Here is a 20,498-nt window from a genome sequence, read left to right on the forward strand (position 1 = left end):
AAAAGACTACAGAATCATTTTGAGTCTGCGTAAACAATATTGCTATATTTGCAAACTTTTAAAACCTATGCGGAATTTATCAATTTTACTAATTGCTTTGCTCTGTCACCTAGCTGTTGAGGCCCAGACCTATGAAATAGGTTTGTATGGCGGGGGTACTAACTTTATAGGTGATGTAGGAAAATCAAATTACATAGCTCCTAACGCTCCTTTTATAGGTGGTATTGCAAAATGGAATCGTAGTCCGCGTCACGCATTTAGAGCCAGTGTCGTGGTTGCAAATTTAGAAGCTGCAGATAGCGATAGTGATGACGCAAGAAGGCAACAGCGCGATTATAAATTTAACTCTACATTTATTGAAGCTTCTTTAGGTATAGAATACACGTTTTGGGAGTTTGATATGCATAAAAGTTTCAGTAAACCTGCTACTCCTTATTTATATAGCGGTTTTACTTACTTTTACCACGACAATTTTGCCTTAGACCCAGATCAAAATGCACTGGTTAATATAGGTTCTGAAGGAAATATTGCAATCCCAATGGTTATCGGGTTTAAGGCATTAGTGACAACATCTATAGTAGTTGCTGCAGAAATTGGAGCCCGTTATACATTTACGGATAATTTAGATGGAAGCTATCCCGGTGATGGTGATAACATTAATTATTTTGGTAACATAAATAATAAAGATTGGTATATGTTTACAGGTTTTACAGTAACCTATACCTTTGGAAGGCAGCCGTGTTATTGCGGCTTTTAAGTATATACAATGGATTTTTTAGACGAAATAAATCACGATAAACTACCCCATCACATCGCTGTGATTATGGATGGTAATGGTCGTTGGGCTAAAAACCAGGGATTATTACGTGTTAAAGGTCACCAGAAAGGCACAAAGGCGGTTAAAGAAACCATTGAGGCTTGTGCAGAACTTGGTGTTCCTTGCGTAACACTCTATGCTTTCTCAACAGAAAACTGGAATCGTCCAAAACTCGAAGTAGACACCTTGATGAAGCTTTTAGTTTCCTCCTTAAAGAAGGAAATTAAAACACTTCAGGACAACAACATATCTCTTCACGCAATAGGAAATTTATCTAGTTTACCTGATAAAGCGCAACGTGAATTAACCGAGGTTATAGAAAAAACTAAAAATAATTCAAGATTACGATTAACGCTTGCACTCAGCTATGGCTCTAGGGAGGAACTCATAAAAACAGTGCAGGAAATAAGTCTTAAAGTTAAAAATAACCTAATTTCGCCACATTTAATAAATGAGGCAGTCATTAAGGAACATTTGTACACTCATGATTTGCCTGATGTTGATTTACTTATACGCACCAGCGGTGAACAACGCATAAGTAATTTTTTATTATGGCAGATAGCCTACGCCGAGCTCTATTTTACACCAGTGCTCTGGCCAGATTTCACAAGAAAACATCTGTACGAAGCAATTTATAATTATCAGAAAAGAGAACGACGATTTGGAAAGACGAGTGAGCAAATTAATTAAGCAGATGGCTAAACAAACAGGGTTAATTTTGGCCTTCTTATTAAGTTGTATAAGTTTTACAACAGCAACAGCACAAAACGATTTACCGGTTTCTAATGGTAAACAATACGAGATAGGGGTTATCTCTGTTGTAGGTGCAAAACAATATAACGAGCAAACTGTTATTGCCTTTACGCGACTCAAAAGCGGAGACCTTGTATATCTTCCCGGCGATCGTATTAGTAATGTCATTAAAAAACTATGGGATTTAGATCTTTTTAGTGATATAAATCTATATGCCACTATTAATGGTGATAAAGTAGATCTCAAATTTGAGATTGAAGAAGTTCCCGAGCTTAATAAGGTTACCATAACCGGTATTAAAGAGAAGAAAACAAAAGACATTATAAAAGATAATGATCTTAATAAAGGAACAAAGGTTACTGAAAACTTAATAACTAAAACCAAGTATTATATTGAAAATAAATATAAGAAAGAGGGATATTTAAATTCTAAAGTAACCATACTAACAAGGCCTACTAAAGATTCTACAGAGTCACAGCGTGTAGATATGTTAGTTAACGTAGAGCTTAGTGACCGTGTTAAAATTGAAGACATTGAATTTATAGGAAACGAGGAGCTTTCTGATGCTAAACTGCGCAAGCAGATGAAAAACACGAAGCAGAAAAACCTTATACGTTTCTGGAAACGTTCAAAATATATTTCTGAAAACTACGACGAGGACAAAGTTGCAATTGTTGATAAATACAAAGAAAACGGGTTCAGAGATGCACGTATTGTTACAGATACTCTAATTCACAGTGGCGAAGATTTAATCACATTGAAAATAAGTCTTGAAGAAGGTGACAAGTATTACATAGGAGACATTGATTTCTTAGGAAATACTGTGTATTCAGATCGTGAACTTGCCCGCCAGTTGGGTCTTGAGAAAGGTGATGTTTACAATGGTGTATTACTTAAGGAACGTATTGCAAAAGACGGCGATCCTAATGCAGATGACCTTTCTAATCTGTATAAAAACAGCGGATATTTATTTTCTTCTATTAACCCCGTAGAAGTAAATGTAGAAAACGATACTATAGATTTTGAAATACGTATTACAGAAGGTAAGCTCGCTTATTTTGACCGTATTACAATCACAGGAAATGACAAGACTAAAGATCGTGTTATCTACCGTAATTTACGTACCAGACCTGGTCAACGCTATAGCCAGGCAGCCGTTTTACAAACAACTAGAGAATTAGGCCAGACCGGTTTCTTTGATCCTGAGCAATTAAATCCTCAGTTTTTAAATGCAAACCCTTACGACGGCACTATTGATATTAACTACGCTTTAGTTGAGCAAGGAGCCAGCCAGATAGAATTACAAGGTGGTTATGGTGGTGGTGGTTTTGTAGGTACCTTAGGTCTTTCTTTCAATAACTTTTCTATTCAGAATTTATTTAATAAAGATGCCTACCAACCTTTACCTATGGGTGATGGTCAAAAATTTAGTTTAAGAGCTCAGGCCAGTACTTTCTATCAAACTTATAGCGCTTCACTTGTTGAACCGTGGTTAGGTGGCAAAAAACCGGTACAATTACAACTAAGCTTTTCGCACAGTATACAGTATCGTTATAATTTTAATGGTGGTAATAATGCACGACCAGATAAGGACAGTAGATTCTTAATTACCGGTGGTTCTATAGGGCTTGCTAAGCGTCTTGAGGTTCCTGATAACTACTTTACGATTTCACATGCTATAAGCTTTCAACATTTTGATTTAAGAAATTATAATGTAGGTCTATTTACCTTTGGTAATGGTTCTTCAGAAAATTTAGCATATACAATAGGAATTTCTAGAAATGAAGGTGATGTTAACCCTATTTTTCCACGTACAGGATCTAAATTTAATTTAACCGCAAAATTAACACCTCCTTACTCGCTTTGGAATGGAACAGATTACAAAGAATTAGCCGACACACGTGCTTCTTTAGATCCTGTTGCAGATCAAACTGAAATATCACAAATTGACCAAGAGCGTTTTAACTGGTTAGAGTACTATAAAATTAAATTTGAAGGACAATGGTTTACTTCTTTGGTAGGTAAATTAGTGTTGAGTTCTAAAGTTGAATTTGGTTTCTTAGGAGCCTATAATAACGACAGAGGTATTCCTCCTTTTGACCGATTTTTCTTAGGTGGTGATGGTCTAGGTGGTTATGCCTTAGATGGTAGGGAAGTAATTAGATTACGTGGATATCCTAATCAATCTGTACTTCCTCAGGACCGTGTAGATAATTCTAGCCTGGATGCAAGTGATGGTGCTACCGTTTTTAATAAATTTGAATTTGAATTGCGTTACCCGATAACTTTAAAACCTTCAGCATCTATTTATGCTTTAGTGTTTGGAGAAGCAGGATCATCTTTTGATAATTTTAAAGATTACAATCCGTTTTTAATGAATAGATCTGCCGGTGCCGGTGTACGTATTTATATGCCAGCGTTTGGTCTTCTAGGTATTGATTTCGGTTATGGGTTTGATCCTATACCAGGAACAGTAGGTGGCCCTAACGGATGGGAAACTCACTTTATAATTGGTCAACAATTTTAATTTGGCACGATATTTTCTAATATACTCTTAACTATGAGAAACAACGTTATCTTACTAAGCTTAACCGTATTATTTACGGGATTCTTGGCAGAAGCACAACGTAGTATTCGCATAGGTTACGTTGATATGAATTACATTCTAGAGAATATTCCTGAATATCAAGAAGCTCAAAACCAATTAGATTCTAAAGTCGGAGGATGGAAAGATGAAATTGAAAAACGCAATAAGGAAATTGATTTAATGAAGACGGCTTTAGAAAATGAGCGTGTTCTATTAACACAAGAACTTATAAAAGAAAGAGAAGAAGAAATACGTTTTCTTCAGAACGAAGTTTTAGAATATCAGCAAAAGAGATTTGGGCCCCAAGGTGACTTAATGAAACAACGTAGTGTTTTAGTTGAACCTATACAGGATCAGGTTTTTAATGCGGTTCAGGAAATTTCTGCTAATAGACAGTATGATTTTGTTTTTGATAAATCTGCAGATTTAGTAATGTTGTATGCAGATAAACGTAACGACATTAGTGATCAGGTCTTATTAAGTATAAAACGTTCTTCAAAACGCAGTCAGGTAAATTCTAAAGCAGACAGAGAACAATTAGCACGTGATGAGTCTTTAGATCTAGAAGAAGTAAGAGAGCGGGAAGCAAGAGAAGCAGAAGATGCTGCTAAGTTATCTGAACGCGAACGCATAATTGAAGAACGAAGAGCACTACGTGATTCTGTACAGGCAGCAAAACAAAAAGAATTTGACAATCGCCGCCAGCAGTTATTAGATGAGCGTCAACGTAAAAAGGATTCTATTAGAGATGCCAGAAGCGGTACCAGAAATGCAGGTAACCCGCCGGGATTACCTCCTAATGGAGTTAAAAGTGCAGACGGATTAACCCCTGAGCAACGCAGACAGCAAATTTTAGAAGAAAGACAACGCAGAAAAGATTCAATATTAGCATCTAGAAAAAAAATTAAAGACTCAATTAATTAAAAATAATACCTTGCCATTAGGTTTAATAATGGCCCCTCAAAACTTAAATAATTAAACACTTAATATCACTTAAAATGAAACACGTTAAAACCCTAGTTGTAGCCATAGCTTTAATTTTAGGAACAACAGGATTTATGCAGGCTCAAGATCTTAAAGTTGCTCATATTGCTACTCAAGAATTGTTAACTTCAATGCCACAGTACAAACAAGCACAAGCAGATTTAGAGAAATTACAAAGCTCGTATGATGCCGAAATGACAAACATGGCTAATGAGCTAAAGAAAACAATGGAGCGTTACGGAAATGAAGCTACAAGCCAAACTGACGAAACTAACTTACAGCGTCAGGCTGAGGTAGAGCAAACTCGTAACAAGATTATGGAGTACCGCCAAAACGCACTTAGAGATCTTCAGAAAAAAGAATCTGAAGCTTTACAGCCTATAGTTGAAAAAGCTCGTTTAGCTATTCAAAAAGTAGCGCGTGCTAAAGGTTATAAGTATGTTTTAGATAGCACAACCGGTACCGGTCTTATCTTAGCAGACGGTTATGATCTTATGGCAGATGTTAAAAAAGATTTAGGTATCTAATACCTTCAAACAATTAATGAACTGCCCTATCGATTAATTTCGGTAGGGCAGTTTTTTTTTATTTTTGAACTATGAGAAATAAAGAAGCAATAGGTGTATTTGATAGCGGTGTAGGTGGCACCTCTATCTGGAAAGAAATTATTAGGATGCTTCCTAATGAAGATACAATCTATCTGGCAGATATTGCAAACGCCCCTTATGGAGAAAAATCACCAGAACACATTGTTGATTTATCAATAAAGAACACACAGAGACTTATTTCTCTTAATTGCAAACTAATAGTTGTAGCATGTAATACTGCCACGACTAATGCCATAGATTTTCTTCGAAATAATTATGACATACCAATTATAGGTATAGAGCCAGCTATAAAGCCGGCTGCACTTGCTTCAAAAAGCAAATCTATAGGTATATTAGCTACTAAAGGAACGCTCAGCAGCTCCTTGTTTCACCGAACATCAGAATTGTATGCAAGTGAGCTTAATGTTATTGAAGTGGTAGGAAAAGGGCTTGTAGAGCTCATTGAAGCAGATAAAATAGAATCTACAGAAATGTACAAACTACTCGAAGAGTATCTTCAGCCTATGATTAGTCAAAATATAGATTATCTGGTTTTAGGATGTAGTCACTACCCCTACTTAATACCTGTTTTACGTAAAATTTTACCTCAGGATGTAACAATAATAGATTCTGGGCAAGCCGTCGCTTTACAGACAAAAAATATTTTAACAAAAAATAACCTTTTAAATACCCGTGAACATTTAGGAAATCATATTTTGTATAGCAATGCGAATATTGAAGTATTACAAAAGCTTACAGATACTGAAAAAGAAATAACCAAGGAGGTTGCTTTCTTAGACTTTTAATTTATTGCGGGGCAATTACACTCATACTGTTCCCGCCTCTTTCCGAAGTCATAACCTAATGTAATCTGGTGAAACCCGTTTGAAATTACAATATCATTTTGTTGGTATGAATAGGTATATGCTACTAAAAAGTTTCCGTAAGTAACCCCTAAAAATGGACTCAAATATTGTGATTTTTGATTAGATATAGATCCATCTCCGTTACGATATTGAGCACCATCAAGGTTTCTTCTGTAAGACAAGCCACCCCAAAGTTTTCCCCAATCAAATTTATGATACACTTTGCCATTTATATCTAGAGAAACTTCTTTAGTCTCGTCTGTAGCCTGTAACATTAAAGAAGGTTCATAGCTCCACGGGCTATCAAATTTACCAAACACATAACCTGCAGAAGCGAGATAACGACGCTGGTTTCTAGATTCTAACTCTGGTGTAAATATTGCTCTGTTTCTGGGGAGAATATTTTTGACTGTAGCGTGTGCATAAAAATCAAGAAAATAATAGGACATCCCAAGATCTACATTAAAATAATTATCAGTCTGGCTACCACCGGTAATTACAGGATCAAAATCAGTTTGATCAAAGGAGCTTTCATCTAAGGTATTTTGTAACAATCCTACACTCAGCCCAAAAGATAATTGATTGAGATCTATATAATTTCTAGATAATAATAAATGATAAGCAAAAGTTGTATATACTCCACGTTGTGAATAATTACCATTCTCATCAGAAAACAGAATAGCTCCAAGACCCACTTTATCTCCTATCCTACCATTTACGGCTGCTGTATATAAATTAGGGGCATCTTCTATATCAAACCATTGCTGGCGCGCAGTTAATCGAACCTGATTAGAATTAGCAGCGCCCGCCATTGAAGGATGCAACAAATACAGGTTATCTGTCAAATAATCCCAATATACCGGTATGCCTTCTTGTGCCTGACTAAATTGACCAAAAATCAAAAAAAATAGTACTATAAATCTCTTCAAAATAACAATATGGATTTTAGGTCATTAACACACAGGGTGCAAGATGTAAATCTAATTAATTTATTAGGTAGATTGCGTTTAAGAGTTCTAAAAATAAATTATAAGAGTTCTAAATTAGCTAAATTTGCATCAAAATTATAATATGAGCACTTTTAGCATCTCTATAGAGTCTACATCAAATCCTGCGATTAAAAAATTTCAGGCAAATTCATTTCTTGTTAATCACAACAGCTACGAATTTAAAAATATTGACGAGGCCAAAAATTCACCTTTAGCACAGCAACTCTTTTACCTTCCTTTTGTGAAAACGGTTTATATCTCACAAAATTTTATCGCTATAGAAAAGTTTAGCATTGTTGACTGGATAGACGTTCAAAACGAACTCTCTCAGCAAATTGAAGACTTTCTTAATGACAACGGAATTGTTATTATTGAGGATGCTGCTTCCGCTAAAAAAATCCCGGTTACCGTATATGCAGAAAGTACGCCTAATCCTGCTGCACTTAAATTTGTAACTAATAAAAAATTAGTTACAGAGACTCTTGAATTTAAAAATATTGATGAAGCTAAAAATGCACCACTAGCTGTTGCGCTTTTTAGTTTTCCGTTTGTAAAGGAGGTATTTATGGATTCAAACTATATTAGTATTCATAAATATGAAGTCGCAGACTGGGATGATGTTTTTCAGGAAGTAAGAGAGTTTATCAAAAACTATATTGAGGACGGAAAAGAAATCTTTTCTGAAAACTTTAAAAAGACGCCTCAACTTGTTGAACAGGAAAAAGAAGCCCAGTTTGAACATTTAGACGATATTTCTAAAGAGATAGCCAATATTATTGAAGAATACGTCAAACCTGCAGTAGCAAGTGATGGTGGAAATATTCTCTTCAAAAATTACGATCCGGAAACTAAAAATGTAAAAGTTGTTTTACAGGGGGCTTGTAGTGGCTGTCCTTCCTCAACATTTACTTTAAAAAATGGAATTGAAAATATGTTAAAAGAAATGCTGAAGGGTAAAATCAACAGTGTTGAAGCCATAAACGGATAATTACTAATAGATTAGTTAAAATATAGCTGAAAAATTGAGCATAATATTGTAAATTCAACAGAAATCACAATAAATAATAAAATCAACGATTATGGCAATTTTAAAAGTTATAGAATTATTAGCTAGTTCAAATAAAAGCTGGGAGCAAGCAACAGCAAATGCTGTTAAAGAAGCTTCAAAAACAATTAAAAACATACGCTCGGTTTATGTAAACGAGCAAAGTGCAGTTGTTACCGGCGATACAGTTTCAGAATTTAGAGTAAACGTAAAGATTACTTTTGAGGTAAAATAAAAATTCAAATTAAGTATTATGAAGTCCTGTTTCCATTTTTGGTTACAGGATTTTTATTTTATATAATAATCTATTATCTCAAAAAATATTTTGAATTAGAATTATGTTAGCATTTTAACAATTAACGATATTTAAACACTTGTATTTTTTTTATATCTGCGCTATACAAGACCTTTGCCTCAAAATAAAGTTATTTATGGAATTGAATACCCAATATTACGAGGACTACATTAAAAAATTTGGAGATAAGATTATCGATTTTCTTCCTAGCCTAATAGCAGCAGTGTTAATGCTGGTAATAGGTTTTTATATCATCAAATTCATAAACCGTCTTGTAAAAAAGTTTTTTGACAAAAAAGATTACGACTTAACATTAGAAAAATTTATAGCAGATCTAATAAACTGGACACTTAAAATACTCTTATTTGTTTTAGTTGTCACTCAACTTGGCGTAGAATCTGCATCCCTCGTTGCTGTTATAGGTGCTGCCGGTTTAGCAATAGGTTTAGCTTTACAGGGGTCTCTAGCAAATTTTGCAGGTGGAGTACTTATTTTACTATTAAGACCATTTAAAGTAGGTGATTGGATTTCTGCACAGGGAATTGACGGTACGGTAAAAGAAATTTCAATTTTCAATACACGACTGATTACTTTCGGAAATCAAGAAGCTGTGATTCCTAACGGCAAACTTTCTAACGATAATATAATTAATTTTTCATCTCAAGGAATTCGTCGTAATGCACAAACCTGGGGAATTTCTTATGATAGCGATATCAAATTAGCAAAAGATATTTTGCTAAAATTAGTGAATGAGCAAGAGACTGTTTTGCACGATCCACATCCTGAGCCAATGATTGTAGTTACCGAGTTAGCAGATAGCTCTGTAAATCTATCGCTACGTTTTTGGGCTACAAATGATGATTACTGGGCACTGCACTGGTATGTTTTAGAGGAAGGAAAAAGAAGATTAGAAGAACAAGGTATTGTTATACCATTCCCACAACGTGATGTACACGTATTTAATGAGAGCGGTGCCTCTTTTAGTGCAAAATAATAAAAGCTATTTTTTAGGCTTATTTATCTGAAAATCTTTAAGATAAAATGGTTCAAAATAAGCGACATCTTCGATGTCGCTTATTTTGTATTTAGCATCTGCTAATAATGCCATTTCCCTTGCAGATGGTAGTGCTTCTAAAACAAAGTTTCCATTTGGATGCTTGTTAATACGTTGTAGCTTTTCTGCACCGTCACCAATAAATACGGTCATCCCCGCATTTAAAAAATCATTAAACGAATGCTCATCTATTATTTGTGCTTCAATACCGCGCAATTCATTAAAATTTGCATCATAAATAGTGCTATAGACCTCCATCCTACGTGCATCTAAAAGTGGTATAATATATTTGGCATCACTAACTCTTGCCTGCATTGCGAGAGCTTCGAGCGTATTTGTAGCAATTAAAGGGATGTCAAGTGCAAATGATAAGCCCTTAGCACTACTTACTCCTATACGCAGACCTGTATAGGAACCAGGACCTTTACTCACCGCAATAGCGTCTAATGCATTTTGAGCTACGCCAGCCTTTTCTAAAACTTCTTGAATATAAATATGTAATCGCTCAGCATGGGAGTAATTGAGCCCCATGTCTTCCTTAAATGCTATAACTGCTCCGTTATTAGCTAATGCGACCGAACAATTTGTTGTAGTAGTTTCTATACAAAGTATAAGTGCCATAAATCTAGTCTTCTTTCGAAGCCCCAAATTTAGCATCTTTTTTCACCTCAACAAGATCTCCTTCTTTAAGTAATTTTGTAACTGTATTATAAGGCCCCACAATAACCTCATCACCCGGCTCTAACCCTGATGTCACAACAATATTTGAATCGTCTTGAATACCGGTTTTTATGCGTTTAACACTGGCTTTGTCTCCATTTTTTACAAATACGGCTTCATATTGATTATCTCCAAAAGCAGAAGTAGTCGTATCATTTTTAATTACAATTGCACTTATAGGCACTGCAATAGCATCTTTAACGCTATTTGTTATAATATCTACAGTAGCCGTCATACCGGGTCTAAAGGGTGAGTATGCTTCCGGTTTACCTTCAATCAAATCTTTATAAGAAGATTCTAGGATACGTACTTTTACTTTAAAATTTGTTACCTGATCTGCTGTAAGATTACTTTCGGCAGAATTTGCAATCTCAGTTACCTGCCCCTTAAAAGGTTTCTTCAAGTACGCATCTACTTCAACACGGGTAGAATCGCCTATATTAATTTTAACGATATCATTTTCATTTACATCAACTTCAACCTCCATATTACCAAGATCTGCAACCCGCATAATCTCTGTACCGGCCATTTGTTGCGTACCTACAACGCGCTCTCCTAATTCTACATCAAGACTAGATATAGTACCACTAATTGGCGCATAAATTGTAGTTCTAGATAAATTATCGCGGGATTGATTTACGTTTGCAGCAGCACTTTGCACACTGTAATAAGAAGACTTAACATTAGCCTGGGCAACCTCATAATCTGAGATAGACTGATCCCAAGCAGATTTTGAAATCACACCTTTTTCAAATAATGATTTGTTACGCTCATAGTTTGCTTTAGCATTTTTAAGTGTCGCCTCTGCCTGTGACAAACCGGCTTTAATATTTTGCAAAGAAGCTTGTGCCTGAGTTAATGCAGATTGAATTAAATCTGGATTGATACGCACTAAAAGATCTCCTTTTTCAACCTGTTGCCCTTCAACAACGGGAAGTTCTATTATTTCTCCCGAAACTTCAGATGAAATTTTAACTTCTACTTCAGGCTGAATTTTTCCGGTAGCAGCAACCGTTTCAATCACATTCATGCGATCTATTTTTTGAGTTTCTACAGTTTTAAACTCACCAGTTTTACCGAACCATCCTGCTTTTTTACCTCCTATAAGGGCTAGAATAAGTACTACAGCAACACCAAATATAATTAGGATCGTCTTTTTTTTCATCTTGCGTATTTATATAAATCTATTATTGGAACAGAACTTAAAATCAATTAAAATTTTAGTTGGTCTGCAGGCACACCAAAGTACAATTCGAGCACTTTTATTTTAAATATATAATCGTACTTAGCACGATTTAAATCTATTTGAGCATTGTCATACCGTTGCTTTGACTGGCTAAAGTCAAATGCATTGATTAAACCTACATCATAACGATCTTTCCCGTAAGAATAAGCAAGCTCCTGAGATTCTACAGCTTTCTGTGCAGCCTCATACGATTTTAAAGCCCCTTGAGCATCTAAATAAGCCTGATAAACATTGGACTCTAAATCAAGTTTTGTTTGCTCAAGATTAATTGCTGCGCGGTCTGCAGATATCTTACTTCTTTTCACATTATTACGAGCCTGAAACCCATTAAGAATAGGTACATTTAATTGAAGACCGTAAGAAATACCGTCATTGATGTATAACTGATCCTGAAAAGAATTAAATATATCTTGCTCAGAATATCGCGTACTATACCCAAAGAATGCTGATATTGTGGGAAGTTGAGCCCCTTTTGCTATTTGAACATCTTTCTCTGCAATCTCTAGATTAGTTTGCGCAATTTTAACTTCATTTCGCTCTTCTTTAGCAGCCTCTATAATTTTCTCTGGAGCTAACAAAAGCATTTCCTCGCCGTAAATCGCATAATCACCTTCGGCAATATCAAATGATTTGTAATCACGTATTAAAAGGGTTTGAGCTAGACTTATAAGCGAAATCTGAACTGCATTTTCTGCAGCTACAATACTTTGAATTTCAGTAGCATTTTGAGCCTGCACTTCTAATAAATCACCACGAGGTGAAACACCACCATCTACGAGATCCTGTGTTTGTTGAAGTTGTTGCTGGGTAACCTCATTTTGAGATTTTAATACTTTTAAATTTTCTTTATTTAAAATCACCTGTAAATAACCATTTGCAACAACCAGCGCGATGTCATCCTGTAATTTTTCTAGTCCGTATTGAGCTGATAAGGCAGTTAATTTAGCACGCTGTACTTGCTTAAAGTTACGCAAACCGTCAAACAGGGTATAACCGGTATTAATACCACCATTCGCAGATAAAAACTGAGTTGTTGTTGCTAAATTACTTGTAGGGTCAAAGTTTAGACCCGTGTTTTTAGAAACTGTCGCACTAGCATTTAAAGAAGGTAAAAAATTACCTATAGCATCAGATTTATCTATAGCGGCTGATTCTTTATCAAGCTCTGCCTGACGTATTTGTATATTTTCTTCTAATGCACGCTGTATGCATTCCTGCAGCGTCCATTTTTGTTGCGCCATCCCGGAAAACGCAGAAAAAACTATAAAAACAAAGAGTAATATATTTTTCATAATTGTAATTCTGTTTAATAAGTAGTCTTAATCATTGAAGTGTTACACCTAAGTTGTTTTTTTTAATCTAAAAACTTGCAGCAGGCTTAATAGCATTCCACACTTTAATCTTATCTGTCATTTGAATTCCAGATTTGATTTCGACATAGATACCATCGCTAACGCCCAGAGTTACCTCGCGACGTTCAAATTTCTGATCACCTATTTCAACTTCAACATAAGGCGCCTGTGTTTTAGAATCGTATTGTACAAGCGCTTCTTTTATGGCAAGCACTTCATCTGCACGTTCTAAAATAATAGATGCGTTAGCACTTAATCCTGCACGTATAAATGTGGTATCTGTTTTTGTAAGTGTTCCTTTTATTTCAAATTGAATTGCTCCATTTTCGGCAACACCCTTTGGCGCGATATAATCTAGAGTAGCATCAAATTTTTTGTTCTCGATAGCACCTACCGTAATTTCTAACGGAAGGTTTTCAGTAATCTTACCTACTTCACTTTCATCAACTTTACCTTCAAAAATCATATTATTGACATCTGCGATTGATGCTATGGTAGTTCCGTCATTAAAATTATTTGCTTCAATAACCTGATTGCCCGCTTTAACAGGAACTTCTAAAACCATCCCCGTGATTGTTGCTTTAACAGATGTTGTCGCGTCACTACCTAATCCTGCAGTTGTACCGGTTCTAATAATGTCATAGTTCTGTCGTGCGGAATTTAAATTTACCTGCTGCTGTCTCCATTCCTGCACCGCCTGGTTGTATTCACGCTGACTAATATCAAAATCATTTGCTGAAATAACCCCACGATCAAATAGAGATTTTTGTCTGTTGTAGATGTTTTTCTGGTTTTCATAAGCCAGTTTTGATGTCTCTAATTGGTTGCGCGCTCCCTGAATTGTATTCTTAGCCCCAACAAGTGATGATGCATTAGGCACCACGTCTATCTTGGCTATAAGATCACCTTCGTTAACGATCTGACCCGCAACAACGTAGATTTCACCTATAATTCCCGAAATGTTAGGCTTTATCAAGATCTCTTCCTTAGGCACGATACTTCCCGTTGCTACCGTTTTTTTAACAATGGTTTGTTTTGACGGCGACTCTGTCTCGTAAACAATAGGATCTTCCTGATTCTTTTGGTAGAAATAGTATAAAGATCCTACAAAGACAATGGCTATCAACGAGAGGATTATAATAGTAACTGATTTTTTCATATGATTAACGTTCGTTTTTGATGATTTTTATTCGTTACGCAAAGCGTCAATAGGTTTAACTTTTATGGCATTTTGAGCCGGTATAAAACCAGCCAATAACCCTGAAAATACAAGGATAAATAAGGCGATTATAACTGTCCCAAGATCTACACTGGGATTAGAAAACATTTCTACAGGGCCATTAGCATCTAGTACCTTGTTTACCAAATAAATCACGCCGGCTCCAAGAGAAATGCCTACCATACCAGAGATTATAGTAAGAAAAACAGATTCCATTAATATTTGACCCCGTATAGACCACGGGCTGGCTCCTAATGCTCTGCGTATTCCTATTTCTTTGGTGCGCTCTTTAACTACAATTAGCATAATGTTACTTATGCCTATAATTCCCGATAGTAAAACCAAAATCCCGACGAAGTAAGCAACTATTTTTAAAGCAATAAAAAGACCATCTACTTTCTGATATTGCTCGTATAAATCAAAATTACCTATAGCTCTATCATCTTCAGGATGTATACTGTGTCTGTTTTTAATAATCTCAAATATTTCAGATTTTAACGCCGTGATAGAATAACCATCTTTAGCAGTTACAGCCATCCAACCTACGGTATCTCCCATATTAAATGCTTGAGAAAACGCGGTAAAAGGTACATAGATTTGCTTCTCATCTTCTTCTGCATCTCCATTGCTCGAAACCATAGAATAGGTTCCTACAACCATAAAGTTTACACCGTTTACTTTAATATAGGTTCCTATAAAATCTTCGCCTTTATCATATAGCGCGTTACGTACTCCCTCTCCTATTACTGCTACCTTACGGTTTGCCTTTATATCGCTGTAATTGACAAATCGGCCGGCAGTAATATTCATAGGCTGCTGCTCAATATATTCCGGGTAATCACCATATACATTAAAAGCACCGGTATTAATACCACGTGTTACATTATTTGCTCCGCCAAAACCACCCAATTGATTACGAGGCGAAACAAAGCGCAATTGCGGTATGTTTTCTTTCATTGCTGTAACATCTCCCAGATTGTAATTAAATCTTCGGCCTTTAGGTAATCCTTTATAAGATTTTGAGATGGTTTGGGTCCACATAAACATGCTGTTGGTTGCTATGTCACCAAAATCTTTCTTTACTCCATTTTCAAGACCTTTACCGGCAGCCAGTAAAATCACCAGAATAAATATTCCCCAAAGAACTCCAAATGCAGTCAAAGCTGTTCTAAACCAGTTACGGCTTAGTGCTTCAATTATCTCATCCCAACGATCTCTGTTAAACATTTTTTAAACTGAATTTATTCTTCTCTTAGTGCTGCAATAGGCTTTATTCTTGAAGCGCGCCAAGCCGGTATAAACCCTGCCAGAGCACCTGCAATTACCAGTATAAATACAGTTGTAATCGCCACATTAAAATTAACCGAAGGATTCCGTATATAATCCATTTCTAAATTGGGACCTATAAGCTCTAGTAACCCCATACTTACAATAAGACCACTAAAACCGGCTATTGTTGTAACAAATATAGACTCTTGTAGAATCATACTTACGATTGAAAGTGGCTGAGCTCCCAGAGCTTTACGTATTCCTATTTCTTTAGTACGTTCTTTAACGATGATAAGCATAATGTTACTTACCCCTACAATACCGGCTATTAGGGTACAGATACCCACAAACCAAAAGAACGTCTTTATCATCCAGATTAGATCATAAAAACGTTTAGCATTCTCGAGCGTATTATTCACATTTACCGCACTCGTATCATCTGGAGAAATTAAATGTCGTTCTTTTAGAAAAACTTCAATTTCTTCAGAAAATCTAAGGGACTGTGCTAAAGCATCTTGAAAAGTACCTTTAGGAGTTAAAGTAAACCCTAAATTATTCACCTTATCTGCTCCGCCAAAAACGCGTTGTGCTGTGGAAAGCGGTAAGAAAACACGGGTCTCTTCACGTTCTCCCCCCGGGTCTGTATAAACACCTACAACTTTAAAATTAATTCCGTTTATTTGAACCTGCTCTCCTATAGGGCTTTTGTCTTTAAAAAGATCTTGCTTTACCTTATTGCCTATTGCAATTACTTTAGCCTTAGAATCCTGGTCAGAGTAATTTATAAAACGACCTTCAGTCAAACTCGCGTTTTCTAAAAATTGATAATCAGGATACACCCCTTCAACACGATAACTTCCTGATTCATTTTTAAAGCTTAAAATACCACTCCATATTCTATATACTGAAGATTTAAATTGAAGATCATCCTCATATTTAGTTATCAGGTAATCATAATCTTCATTAGTCATTTCTACAAATCTTCCGGGATTAAGACCTTTATAGCCTACAGAAGTAACACCCGTATATACAGAAATACGATTAGAGGCATCCTGCTCAAATTCTTTGCTAATTCCGTTTTGCATTCCCTGACCAAAACCCAAAAGTATTACCAGAATAAATATACCTGAAGCTACAGAAAGACCTGTTAAGAAGGTACGCAACCTATTTTTTGAGATAGTCTCTAATATTTCTTGCCAGCGTTCTAAACTAAACATGAGATGAAGCCCTTACTTGATTAACCAGTGTGTCATCTATAATTAAACCGTCTTTAAGGTTCACAATGCGCTTGGTCATGTGTGCGATATCGTCTTCGTGCGTAACAATTAGAATGGTTTTGCCTTCATCATTGATGCCTTGTATAAGCTCCATCACCTCATAACTTGTCTTTGTATCTAAGGCTCCGGTAGGCTCATCTGCAAGTAAAACTTTAGGATCACTTGCTAATGCTCGTGCAATTGCAACACGCTGCTTCTGACCTCCAGAAAGTTCATTAGGCATATGATGTGCCCAGTTTGCAAGACCTACTTTTTCAAGATAGCTCATCGCTTTTTCAGTGCGCTCTTTTCGCTTCATACCCTGATAGTAAAGAGGCATCCCTACATTATCTAAAGCACTTTTATAATTAATAAGATTGAAAGACTGAAAGATAAAACCCAAAAATCGATTGCGATACTGGGCTGCTATTTTTTCGTTAAGATTTTTAATAGGAACATTGTCGAGCGTGTAAGAGCCGTTGTCTGCTTCATCAAGCATTCCCAAAATATTAAGCAATGTAGATTTGCCAGAACCTGATGATCCCATTATTGAAACAAGCTCTCCCTCTTTTACCGAAAAATTGATTCCTTTAAGTACATGCAATGAATTAGCTCCCATAGTGTAGGACTTATGCAAATCTTTAATAGCAATCATATAGTGATGGTTTAAAATAAAAATAGAATAGAGAGGTCTCAATCTATACTTTCATAATAGACCACAAAGTAGGGGGTTTGTTACAAAAAAACTATAAAATTATTTGAAATCAACTGGTATTTAGCGATCTGCTTTTTTTCTACTTCTGTAAATAAGATAAATAAGCCCCCCCATTAAGATATAAGGTATTGCGGCAAGATATACAATCCCATTATTTACTCCCTCTGCCATACTATTATCTGTCTCACTTTCTAAAACAGCTCTACACATTGCACATTGAGCATTTATAGAAAATGTAACTAATATAGATAGTAACGAAAGGAGAACTTTTTTCATAGCAAAATTTTAGGCGGGGTAATACGGGAAAATCATAAAATACACAACTACACCAGTTACTGCAACATATAACCATATAGGAAATGTAATACGCGCAATTTTGCGGTGTAATTTAAATTTACCCAGTGTAGCTCTAACGTATGTCACCAGAACAAATGGGATCACTCCTATTGAAAGTAGAATGTGTGAGATTAAAATGAAGTAGTACAGATATTTAAAAGAACCTATAGAGGCATTTTCAGCATCAGATAAAACCCCATCAAGATTAGTATCGCCAAACATGGTCGAATCTGATGTCGCATGATATACAACATACAAGACTAAAAAAACCACCGACAACCCTATGCAGGTCTTCATGATTTTCTCGTGAGCTATACGGTTTCCTTTCTTAATTTGTATTACTGCAAAAATAAGAAGCACGGCTGTTAAGCCATTTATTGCAGCATAAATAGGAGGTAAAAAACCTAAACGAGCTACTCCCGGAATACGCACTGTAAAAAGTAGCGCTACCGCTACAGGTATTGCAATAGATAAGATAATAATCCATCTATTGTATAATTTTTCTTTTTTCTCAATAGCTTCCATCTACTCTTTCTTATTCTTATTAAGTAATTTATGTATGTCTTCAATCAAAATATCTATTTGTGAAGTCTCTTCCCCATCAGTCTTTGGTGTTCCCTGCGGAATAAAACCTCTGTAATAAATTAAGGGATTTCCGAAATCATCTTTGCGAGATCGTATAAAACCATTTTGATCAACTAAAGCAAAAAGACCTGAATGCTGAAAATTTCCGTCAATCTCCGGGTTCTCTTGGGCTAATAAATTAAAACCTACGTTTGCAAGTTCATATATTTTCTCACGCTCTCCCGTCATTAAATTCCAATCAGGATCAGTAACACCATATTGATCTGCATATTCCTTTAGAATTTGTGGTTGATCATATTCTGGGTCAATACTAAAACTAGCTATTCCGAAATTTGCATCATCTTTAAACTCGTCTTGTATAAGTACGAGATTTTTGTTCATAGGGATGCAAATAGTAGGACATCTTGTGAAGAAAAATTCTACTAAAAATACTTTTCCCTTATAAGAATCTTCGGTAATTGTGTCTCCGTTTTGGTTTACGAACTCAAAATGCGGAACCTTACGATCTTTACCATTTATATTAATATAAGAAAGCTCTGCGTTAGAATCATCTACAGTATCTAGCTCTGCAACATTAAGTCTATCATTTTTCACCACTTCACCTCTCATCACTCGATCTATAATTTTTGGAATAACAACTATTCCAAAAATTAGAACGATAATCGCGATACCTATATAGGTCTTTTTTTTATTCATTTTTTAATTTTTTCTTTCTGCATTATTTTTCTTCAAAGCGAGCCTGTATTCTGCAAGTATAATTTTAACGTCATCTTTCATTTTATTTGCCAGTTCTGCTATGTCTGAACTATCGTAACCATAAAGCACCCCATAATCCTCATCATCATCGCGCCCTCTTAAGCTTCTATCTTTATCTAGTATAAAAATGTAAGGAGAACCACCATCCTGAGATAATGTATAGGGAGATTTTAAGCTTTCAAATGTCGTATTAATGTTTTCTTGTGAAGTTTTAATAAAATACCAATTAGATATATCTGTAAGTAAACTTATTTCATCTAAAACACTTTTAAGCTCTTCATCATCTATGGTGTTAGGAACCAAATACACAAATTGAAAATCGTCAAAATCTCTAAATGACTTAAATATCTTCTGATTAAGATTAAAAAGATCACCTCCATCACGTTCTATAGTGGTTCCTAAAAAACCAAGAACCGTAATTTTATCCTGTAATTTTACTTCGTTAGTGAAGTTTAATTCAGGTATATCTTTTTCTATAATGGGAAGTTTTGCAAAGTTATGTATCCCGGATGCGAAAAAAAGATAGGCTACAATAGGCAATATAAATAAAACCCCTAATACCAAAAATTTCTTCATAACACAGCTGCTTTAATTAGCATTTATTAATGACTGTAAAGTTAAGCTACAGAACGTTCTCCTTAAAAATAAGGCATAAAAAAAGACGGTATATACCGTCTTTTTTTATGCCTTATTTAAGTATTTCTTAGAAATCCCAACTTTGATATTCGCTATTATATACACCGTAGATATAATCACCTTCGGTAAGTAATATAAATACTAAATAACAAACAAGAAAAATACCCGTCCACACTACAGCTCTTCTCAAACCTTTCGCTTCATGCTCCATGTGCATAAACGCCCAGGTTATTAAATAGGCTTTATATAGTGTTAATATTATAAATATCCAGTTTAGTAAACGCATTCTTAGAAACATTGTCTCTATTAAGAATTCTGGTCTTATAATACCTAAAATTACTTCTGCAATTGTTACAACAGATAAAATCCCAAAAACTGACCAAATTCTTTTGGTAGCTGATTCATTATGTCCTGTATCGTGTGCCATTATA

Annotated in this window: 22 protein-coding genes; 9 read left to right on the forward strand and 13 right to left on the reverse strand. The window is 35.4% G+C overall.

Going from position 1 to position 20,498, the window contains the following annotated elements; all coding sequences use genetic code 11:
• Window positions 1–67: 67 nt before the first annotated feature.
• The 6 genes from ACEN25_RS12890 to murI all read left to right on the forward strand — a co-directional run bounded on the left by ACEN25_RS12890 (window position 68) and on the right by murI (window position 6,534).
• Window positions 68–757, forward strand: coding sequence for a DUF6089 family protein (locus ACEN25_RS12890; protein ID WP_441803278.1), 690 nt, complete (start codon window positions 68–70; stop codon window positions 755–757).
• Window positions 758–766: 9 nt separating this feature from the next.
• Window positions 767–1,507: an isoprenyl transferase gene (locus tag ACEN25_RS12895; protein ID WP_441803279.1), complete on the forward strand. Its 741-nt coding sequence runs from the start codon at window positions 767–769 to the stop codon at window positions 1,505–1,507.
• A 4-nt stretch (window positions 1,508–1,511) separates the two neighbouring features.
• On the forward strand, window positions 1,512–4,097 hold the full coding sequence (locus tag ACEN25_RS12900) for a BamA/OMP85 family outer membrane protein (RefSeq protein WP_441803280.1): 2,586 nt from the start codon (window positions 1,512–1,514) through the stop codon (window positions 4,095–4,097).
• 33 nt (window positions 4,098–4,130) lie between these two features.
• Complete coding sequence (locus ACEN25_RS12905) at window positions 4,131–5,081, forward strand: OmpH family outer membrane protein (RefSeq protein WP_441803281.1); 951 nt, start codon at window positions 4,131–4,133, stop codon at window positions 5,079–5,081.
• A 74-nt stretch (window positions 5,082–5,155) separates the two neighbouring features.
• Entirely contained in the window at window positions 5,156–5,668 is a 513-nt protein-coding gene (locus tag ACEN25_RS12910) for an OmpH family outer membrane protein (protein ID WP_028377476.1), read from the forward strand.
• 71 nt (window positions 5,669–5,739) lie between these two features.
• Window positions 5,740–6,534: a glutamate racemase gene (gene murI / locus ACEN25_RS12915; protein WP_441803282.1), complete on the forward strand. Its 795-nt coding sequence runs from the start codon at window positions 5,740–5,742 to the stop codon at window positions 6,532–6,534.
• On the opposite strand, the gene ACEN25_RS12920 is transcribed toward murI, so the two are convergent.
• Window positions 6,531–7,523 carry a PorP/SprF family type IX secretion system membrane protein gene (locus ACEN25_RS12920; RefSeq protein ID WP_441803283.1) on the reverse strand — a complete coding sequence of 331 codons (993 nt, stop codon included), beginning with the start codon at window positions 7,521–7,523 and terminating at the stop codon, window positions 6,531–6,533. The genes murI and ACEN25_RS12920 overlap by 4 nt on opposite strands.
• A 142-nt stretch (window positions 7,524–7,665) precedes the next feature.
• Here ACEN25_RS12920 and ACEN25_RS12925 point away from each other — a divergent pair, with 142 nt between their 5' ends.
• From ACEN25_RS12925 to ACEN25_RS12935, 3 genes are all read left to right on the forward strand, one after another.
• Window positions 7,666–8,571: a NifU family protein gene (locus ACEN25_RS12925; protein ID WP_441803284.1), complete on the forward strand. Its 906-nt coding sequence runs from the start codon at window positions 7,666–7,668 to the stop codon at window positions 8,569–8,571.
• A gap of 91 nt (window positions 8,572–8,662) precedes the next feature.
• Window positions 8,663–8,863 (forward strand): dodecin family protein, encoded by a 201-nt coding sequence (locus tag ACEN25_RS12930; RefSeq protein ID WP_028377472.1) that lies wholly within the window; start codon window positions 8,663–8,665, stop codon window positions 8,861–8,863.
• Window positions 8,864–9,059: 196 nt separating this feature from the next.
• A complete protein-coding gene (locus ACEN25_RS12935; RefSeq protein ID WP_028377471.1) occupies window positions 9,060–9,917 on the forward strand; it encodes a mechanosensitive ion channel family protein in 858 nt (285 codons plus the stop codon).
• A gap of 6 nt (window positions 9,918–9,923) precedes the next feature.
• On the opposite strand, the gene tsaB is transcribed toward ACEN25_RS12935, so the two are convergent.
• The 12 genes from tsaB to ACEN25_RS12995 form a co-directional block, all read right to left on the reverse strand.
• Window positions 9,924–10,598, reverse strand: a complete 675-nt coding sequence (gene tsaB, locus ACEN25_RS12940; protein WP_441803285.1) for a tRNA (adenosine(37)-N6)-threonylcarbamoyltransferase complex dimerization subunit type 1 TsaB — start codon at window positions 10,596–10,598, stop codon at window positions 9,924–9,926.
• A gap of 4 nt (window positions 10,599–10,602) precedes the next feature.
• The gene (locus ACEN25_RS12945; RefSeq protein WP_441803286.1) at window positions 10,603–11,862 is read right to left on the reverse strand and encodes an efflux RND transporter periplasmic adaptor subunit; all 1,260 of its coding nucleotides are present in this window, start codon (window positions 11,860–11,862) and stop codon (window positions 10,603–10,605) included.
• 47 nt (window positions 11,863–11,909) lie between these two features.
• On the reverse strand, window positions 11,910–13,235 hold the full coding sequence (locus ACEN25_RS12950; protein ID WP_441803287.1) for a TolC family protein: 1,326 nt from the start codon (window positions 13,233–13,235) through the stop codon (window positions 11,910–11,912).
• Between the two features lie 67 nt (window positions 13,236–13,302).
• Window positions 13,303–14,454: an efflux RND transporter periplasmic adaptor subunit gene (locus ACEN25_RS12955; protein WP_441803288.1), complete on the reverse strand. Its 1,152-nt coding sequence runs from the start codon at window positions 14,452–14,454 to the stop codon at window positions 13,303–13,305.
• Between the two features lie 27 nt (window positions 14,455–14,481).
• On the reverse strand, window positions 14,482–15,741 hold the full coding sequence (locus tag ACEN25_RS12960) for an ABC transporter permease (protein WP_441803289.1): 1,260 nt from the start codon (window positions 15,739–15,741) through the stop codon (window positions 14,482–14,484).
• Between the two features lie 14 nt (window positions 15,742–15,755).
• Window positions 15,756–17,000 carry an ABC transporter permease gene (locus tag ACEN25_RS12965; RefSeq protein WP_441803290.1) on the reverse strand — a complete coding sequence of 415 codons (1,245 nt, stop codon included), beginning with the start codon at window positions 16,998–17,000 and terminating at the stop codon, window positions 15,756–15,758.
• A complete protein-coding gene (locus ACEN25_RS12970) occupies window positions 16,993–17,694 on the reverse strand; it encodes an ABC transporter ATP-binding protein (protein WP_396510679.1) in 702 nt (233 codons plus the stop codon). Before ACEN25_RS12970 ends, ACEN25_RS12965 begins: the two co-directional genes overlap by 8 nt.
• A 120-nt stretch (window positions 17,695–17,814) precedes the next feature.
• A complete protein-coding gene (locus tag ACEN25_RS12975; protein ID WP_441803291.1) occupies window positions 17,815–18,030 on the reverse strand; it encodes a hypothetical protein in 216 nt (71 codons plus the stop codon).
• A 9-nt stretch (window positions 18,031–18,039) separates the two neighbouring features.
• Window positions 18,040–18,615, reverse strand: a complete 576-nt coding sequence (locus tag ACEN25_RS12980) for a DUF420 domain-containing protein (RefSeq protein WP_441803292.1) — start codon at window positions 18,613–18,615, stop codon at window positions 18,040–18,042.
• Entirely contained in the window at window positions 18,616–19,371 is a 756-nt protein-coding gene (locus ACEN25_RS12985; RefSeq protein WP_441803293.1) for an SCO family protein, read from the reverse strand.
• Between the two features lie 3 nt (window positions 19,372–19,374).
• Complete coding sequence (locus ACEN25_RS12990) at window positions 19,375–20,007, reverse strand: hypothetical protein (RefSeq protein WP_441803294.1); 633 nt, start codon at window positions 20,005–20,007, stop codon at window positions 19,375–19,377.
• A 127-nt stretch (window positions 20,008–20,134) separates the two neighbouring features.
• Complete coding sequence (locus ACEN25_RS12995; RefSeq protein ID WP_028377459.1) at window positions 20,135–20,494, reverse strand: cytochrome C oxidase subunit IV family protein; 360 nt, start codon at window positions 20,492–20,494, stop codon at window positions 20,135–20,137.
• Window positions 20,495–20,498: the final 4 nt, after the last annotated feature.

It is taken from the genome of Leeuwenhoekiella sp. W20_SRS_FM14 (assembly GCF_052119605.1).
Lineage (GTDB): Bacteria > Bacteroidota > Bacteroidia > Flavobacteriales > Flavobacteriaceae > Leeuwenhoekiella.

Coding starts and splice junctions, on each gene's coding strand:
- ACEN25_RS12890 (WP_441803278.1), top strand. CDS start 68: ATGCGGAATTTATCAATTTTACTAATTGCTTTGCTCTGTCACCTAGCT.
- ACEN25_RS12895 (WP_441803279.1), top strand. CDS start 767: ATGGATTTTTTAGACGAAATAAATCACGATAAACTACCCCATCACATC.
- ACEN25_RS12900 (WP_441803280.1), top strand. CDS start 1,512: ATGGCTAAACAAACAGGGTTAATTTTGGCCTTCTTATTAAGTTGTATA.
- ACEN25_RS12905 (WP_441803281.1), top strand. CDS start 4,131: ATGAGAAACAACGTTATCTTACTAAGCTTAACCGTATTATTTACGGGA.
- ACEN25_RS12910 (WP_028377476.1), top strand. CDS start 5,156: ATGAAACACGTTAAAACCCTAGTTGTAGCCATAGCTTTAATTTTAGGA.
- murI (WP_441803282.1), top strand. CDS start 5,740: ATGAGAAATAAAGAAGCAATAGGTGTATTTGATAGCGGTGTAGGTGGC.
- ACEN25_RS12925 (WP_441803284.1), top strand. CDS start 7,666: ATGAGCACTTTTAGCATCTCTATAGAGTCTACATCAAATCCTGCGATT.
- ACEN25_RS12930 (WP_028377472.1), top strand. CDS start 8,663: ATGGCAATTTTAAAAGTTATAGAATTATTAGCTAGTTCAAATAAAAGC.
- ACEN25_RS12935 (WP_028377471.1), top strand. CDS start 9,060: ATGGAATTGAATACCCAATATTACGAGGACTACATTAAAAAATTTGGA.
- tsaB (WP_441803285.1), bottom strand. CDS start 10,598: ATGGCACTTATACTTTGTATAGAAACTACTACAACAAATTGTTCGGTC.
- ACEN25_RS12945 (WP_441803286.1), bottom strand. CDS start 11,862: ATGAAAAAAAAGACGATCCTAATTATATTTGGTGTTGCTGTAGTACTT.
- ACEN25_RS12950 (WP_441803287.1), bottom strand. CDS start 13,235: ATGAAAAATATATTACTCTTTGTTTTTATAGTTTTTTCTGCGTTTTCC.
- ACEN25_RS12955 (WP_441803288.1), bottom strand. CDS start 14,454: ATGAAAAAATCAGTTACTATTATAATCCTCTCGTTGATAGCCATTGTC.
- ACEN25_RS12960 (WP_441803289.1), bottom strand. CDS start 15,741: ATGTTTAACAGAGATCGTTGGGATGAGATAATTGAAGCACTAAGCCGT.
- ACEN25_RS12965 (WP_441803290.1), bottom strand. CDS start 17,000: ATGTTTAGTTTAGAACGCTGGCAAGAAATATTAGAGACTATCTCAAAA.
- ACEN25_RS12970 (WP_396510679.1), bottom strand. CDS start 17,694: ATGATTGCTATTAAAGATTTGCATAAGTCCTACACTATGGGAGCTAAT.
- ACEN25_RS12975 (WP_441803291.1), bottom strand. CDS start 18,030: ATGAAAAAAGTTCTCCTTTCGTTACTATCTATATTAGTTACATTTTCT.
- ACEN25_RS12980 (WP_441803292.1), bottom strand. CDS start 18,615: ATGGAAGCTATTGAGAAAAAAGAAAAATTATACAATAGATGGATTATT.
- ACEN25_RS12985 (WP_441803293.1), bottom strand. CDS start 19,371: ATGAATAAAAAAAAGACCTATATAGGTATCGCGATTATCGTTCTAATT.
- ACEN25_RS12990 (WP_441803294.1), bottom strand. CDS start 20,007: ATGAAGAAATTTTTGGTATTAGGGGTTTTATTTATATTGCCTATTGTA.
- ACEN25_RS12995 (WP_028377459.1), bottom strand. CDS start 20,494: ATGGCACACGATACAGGACATAATGAATCAGCTACCAAAAGAATTTGG.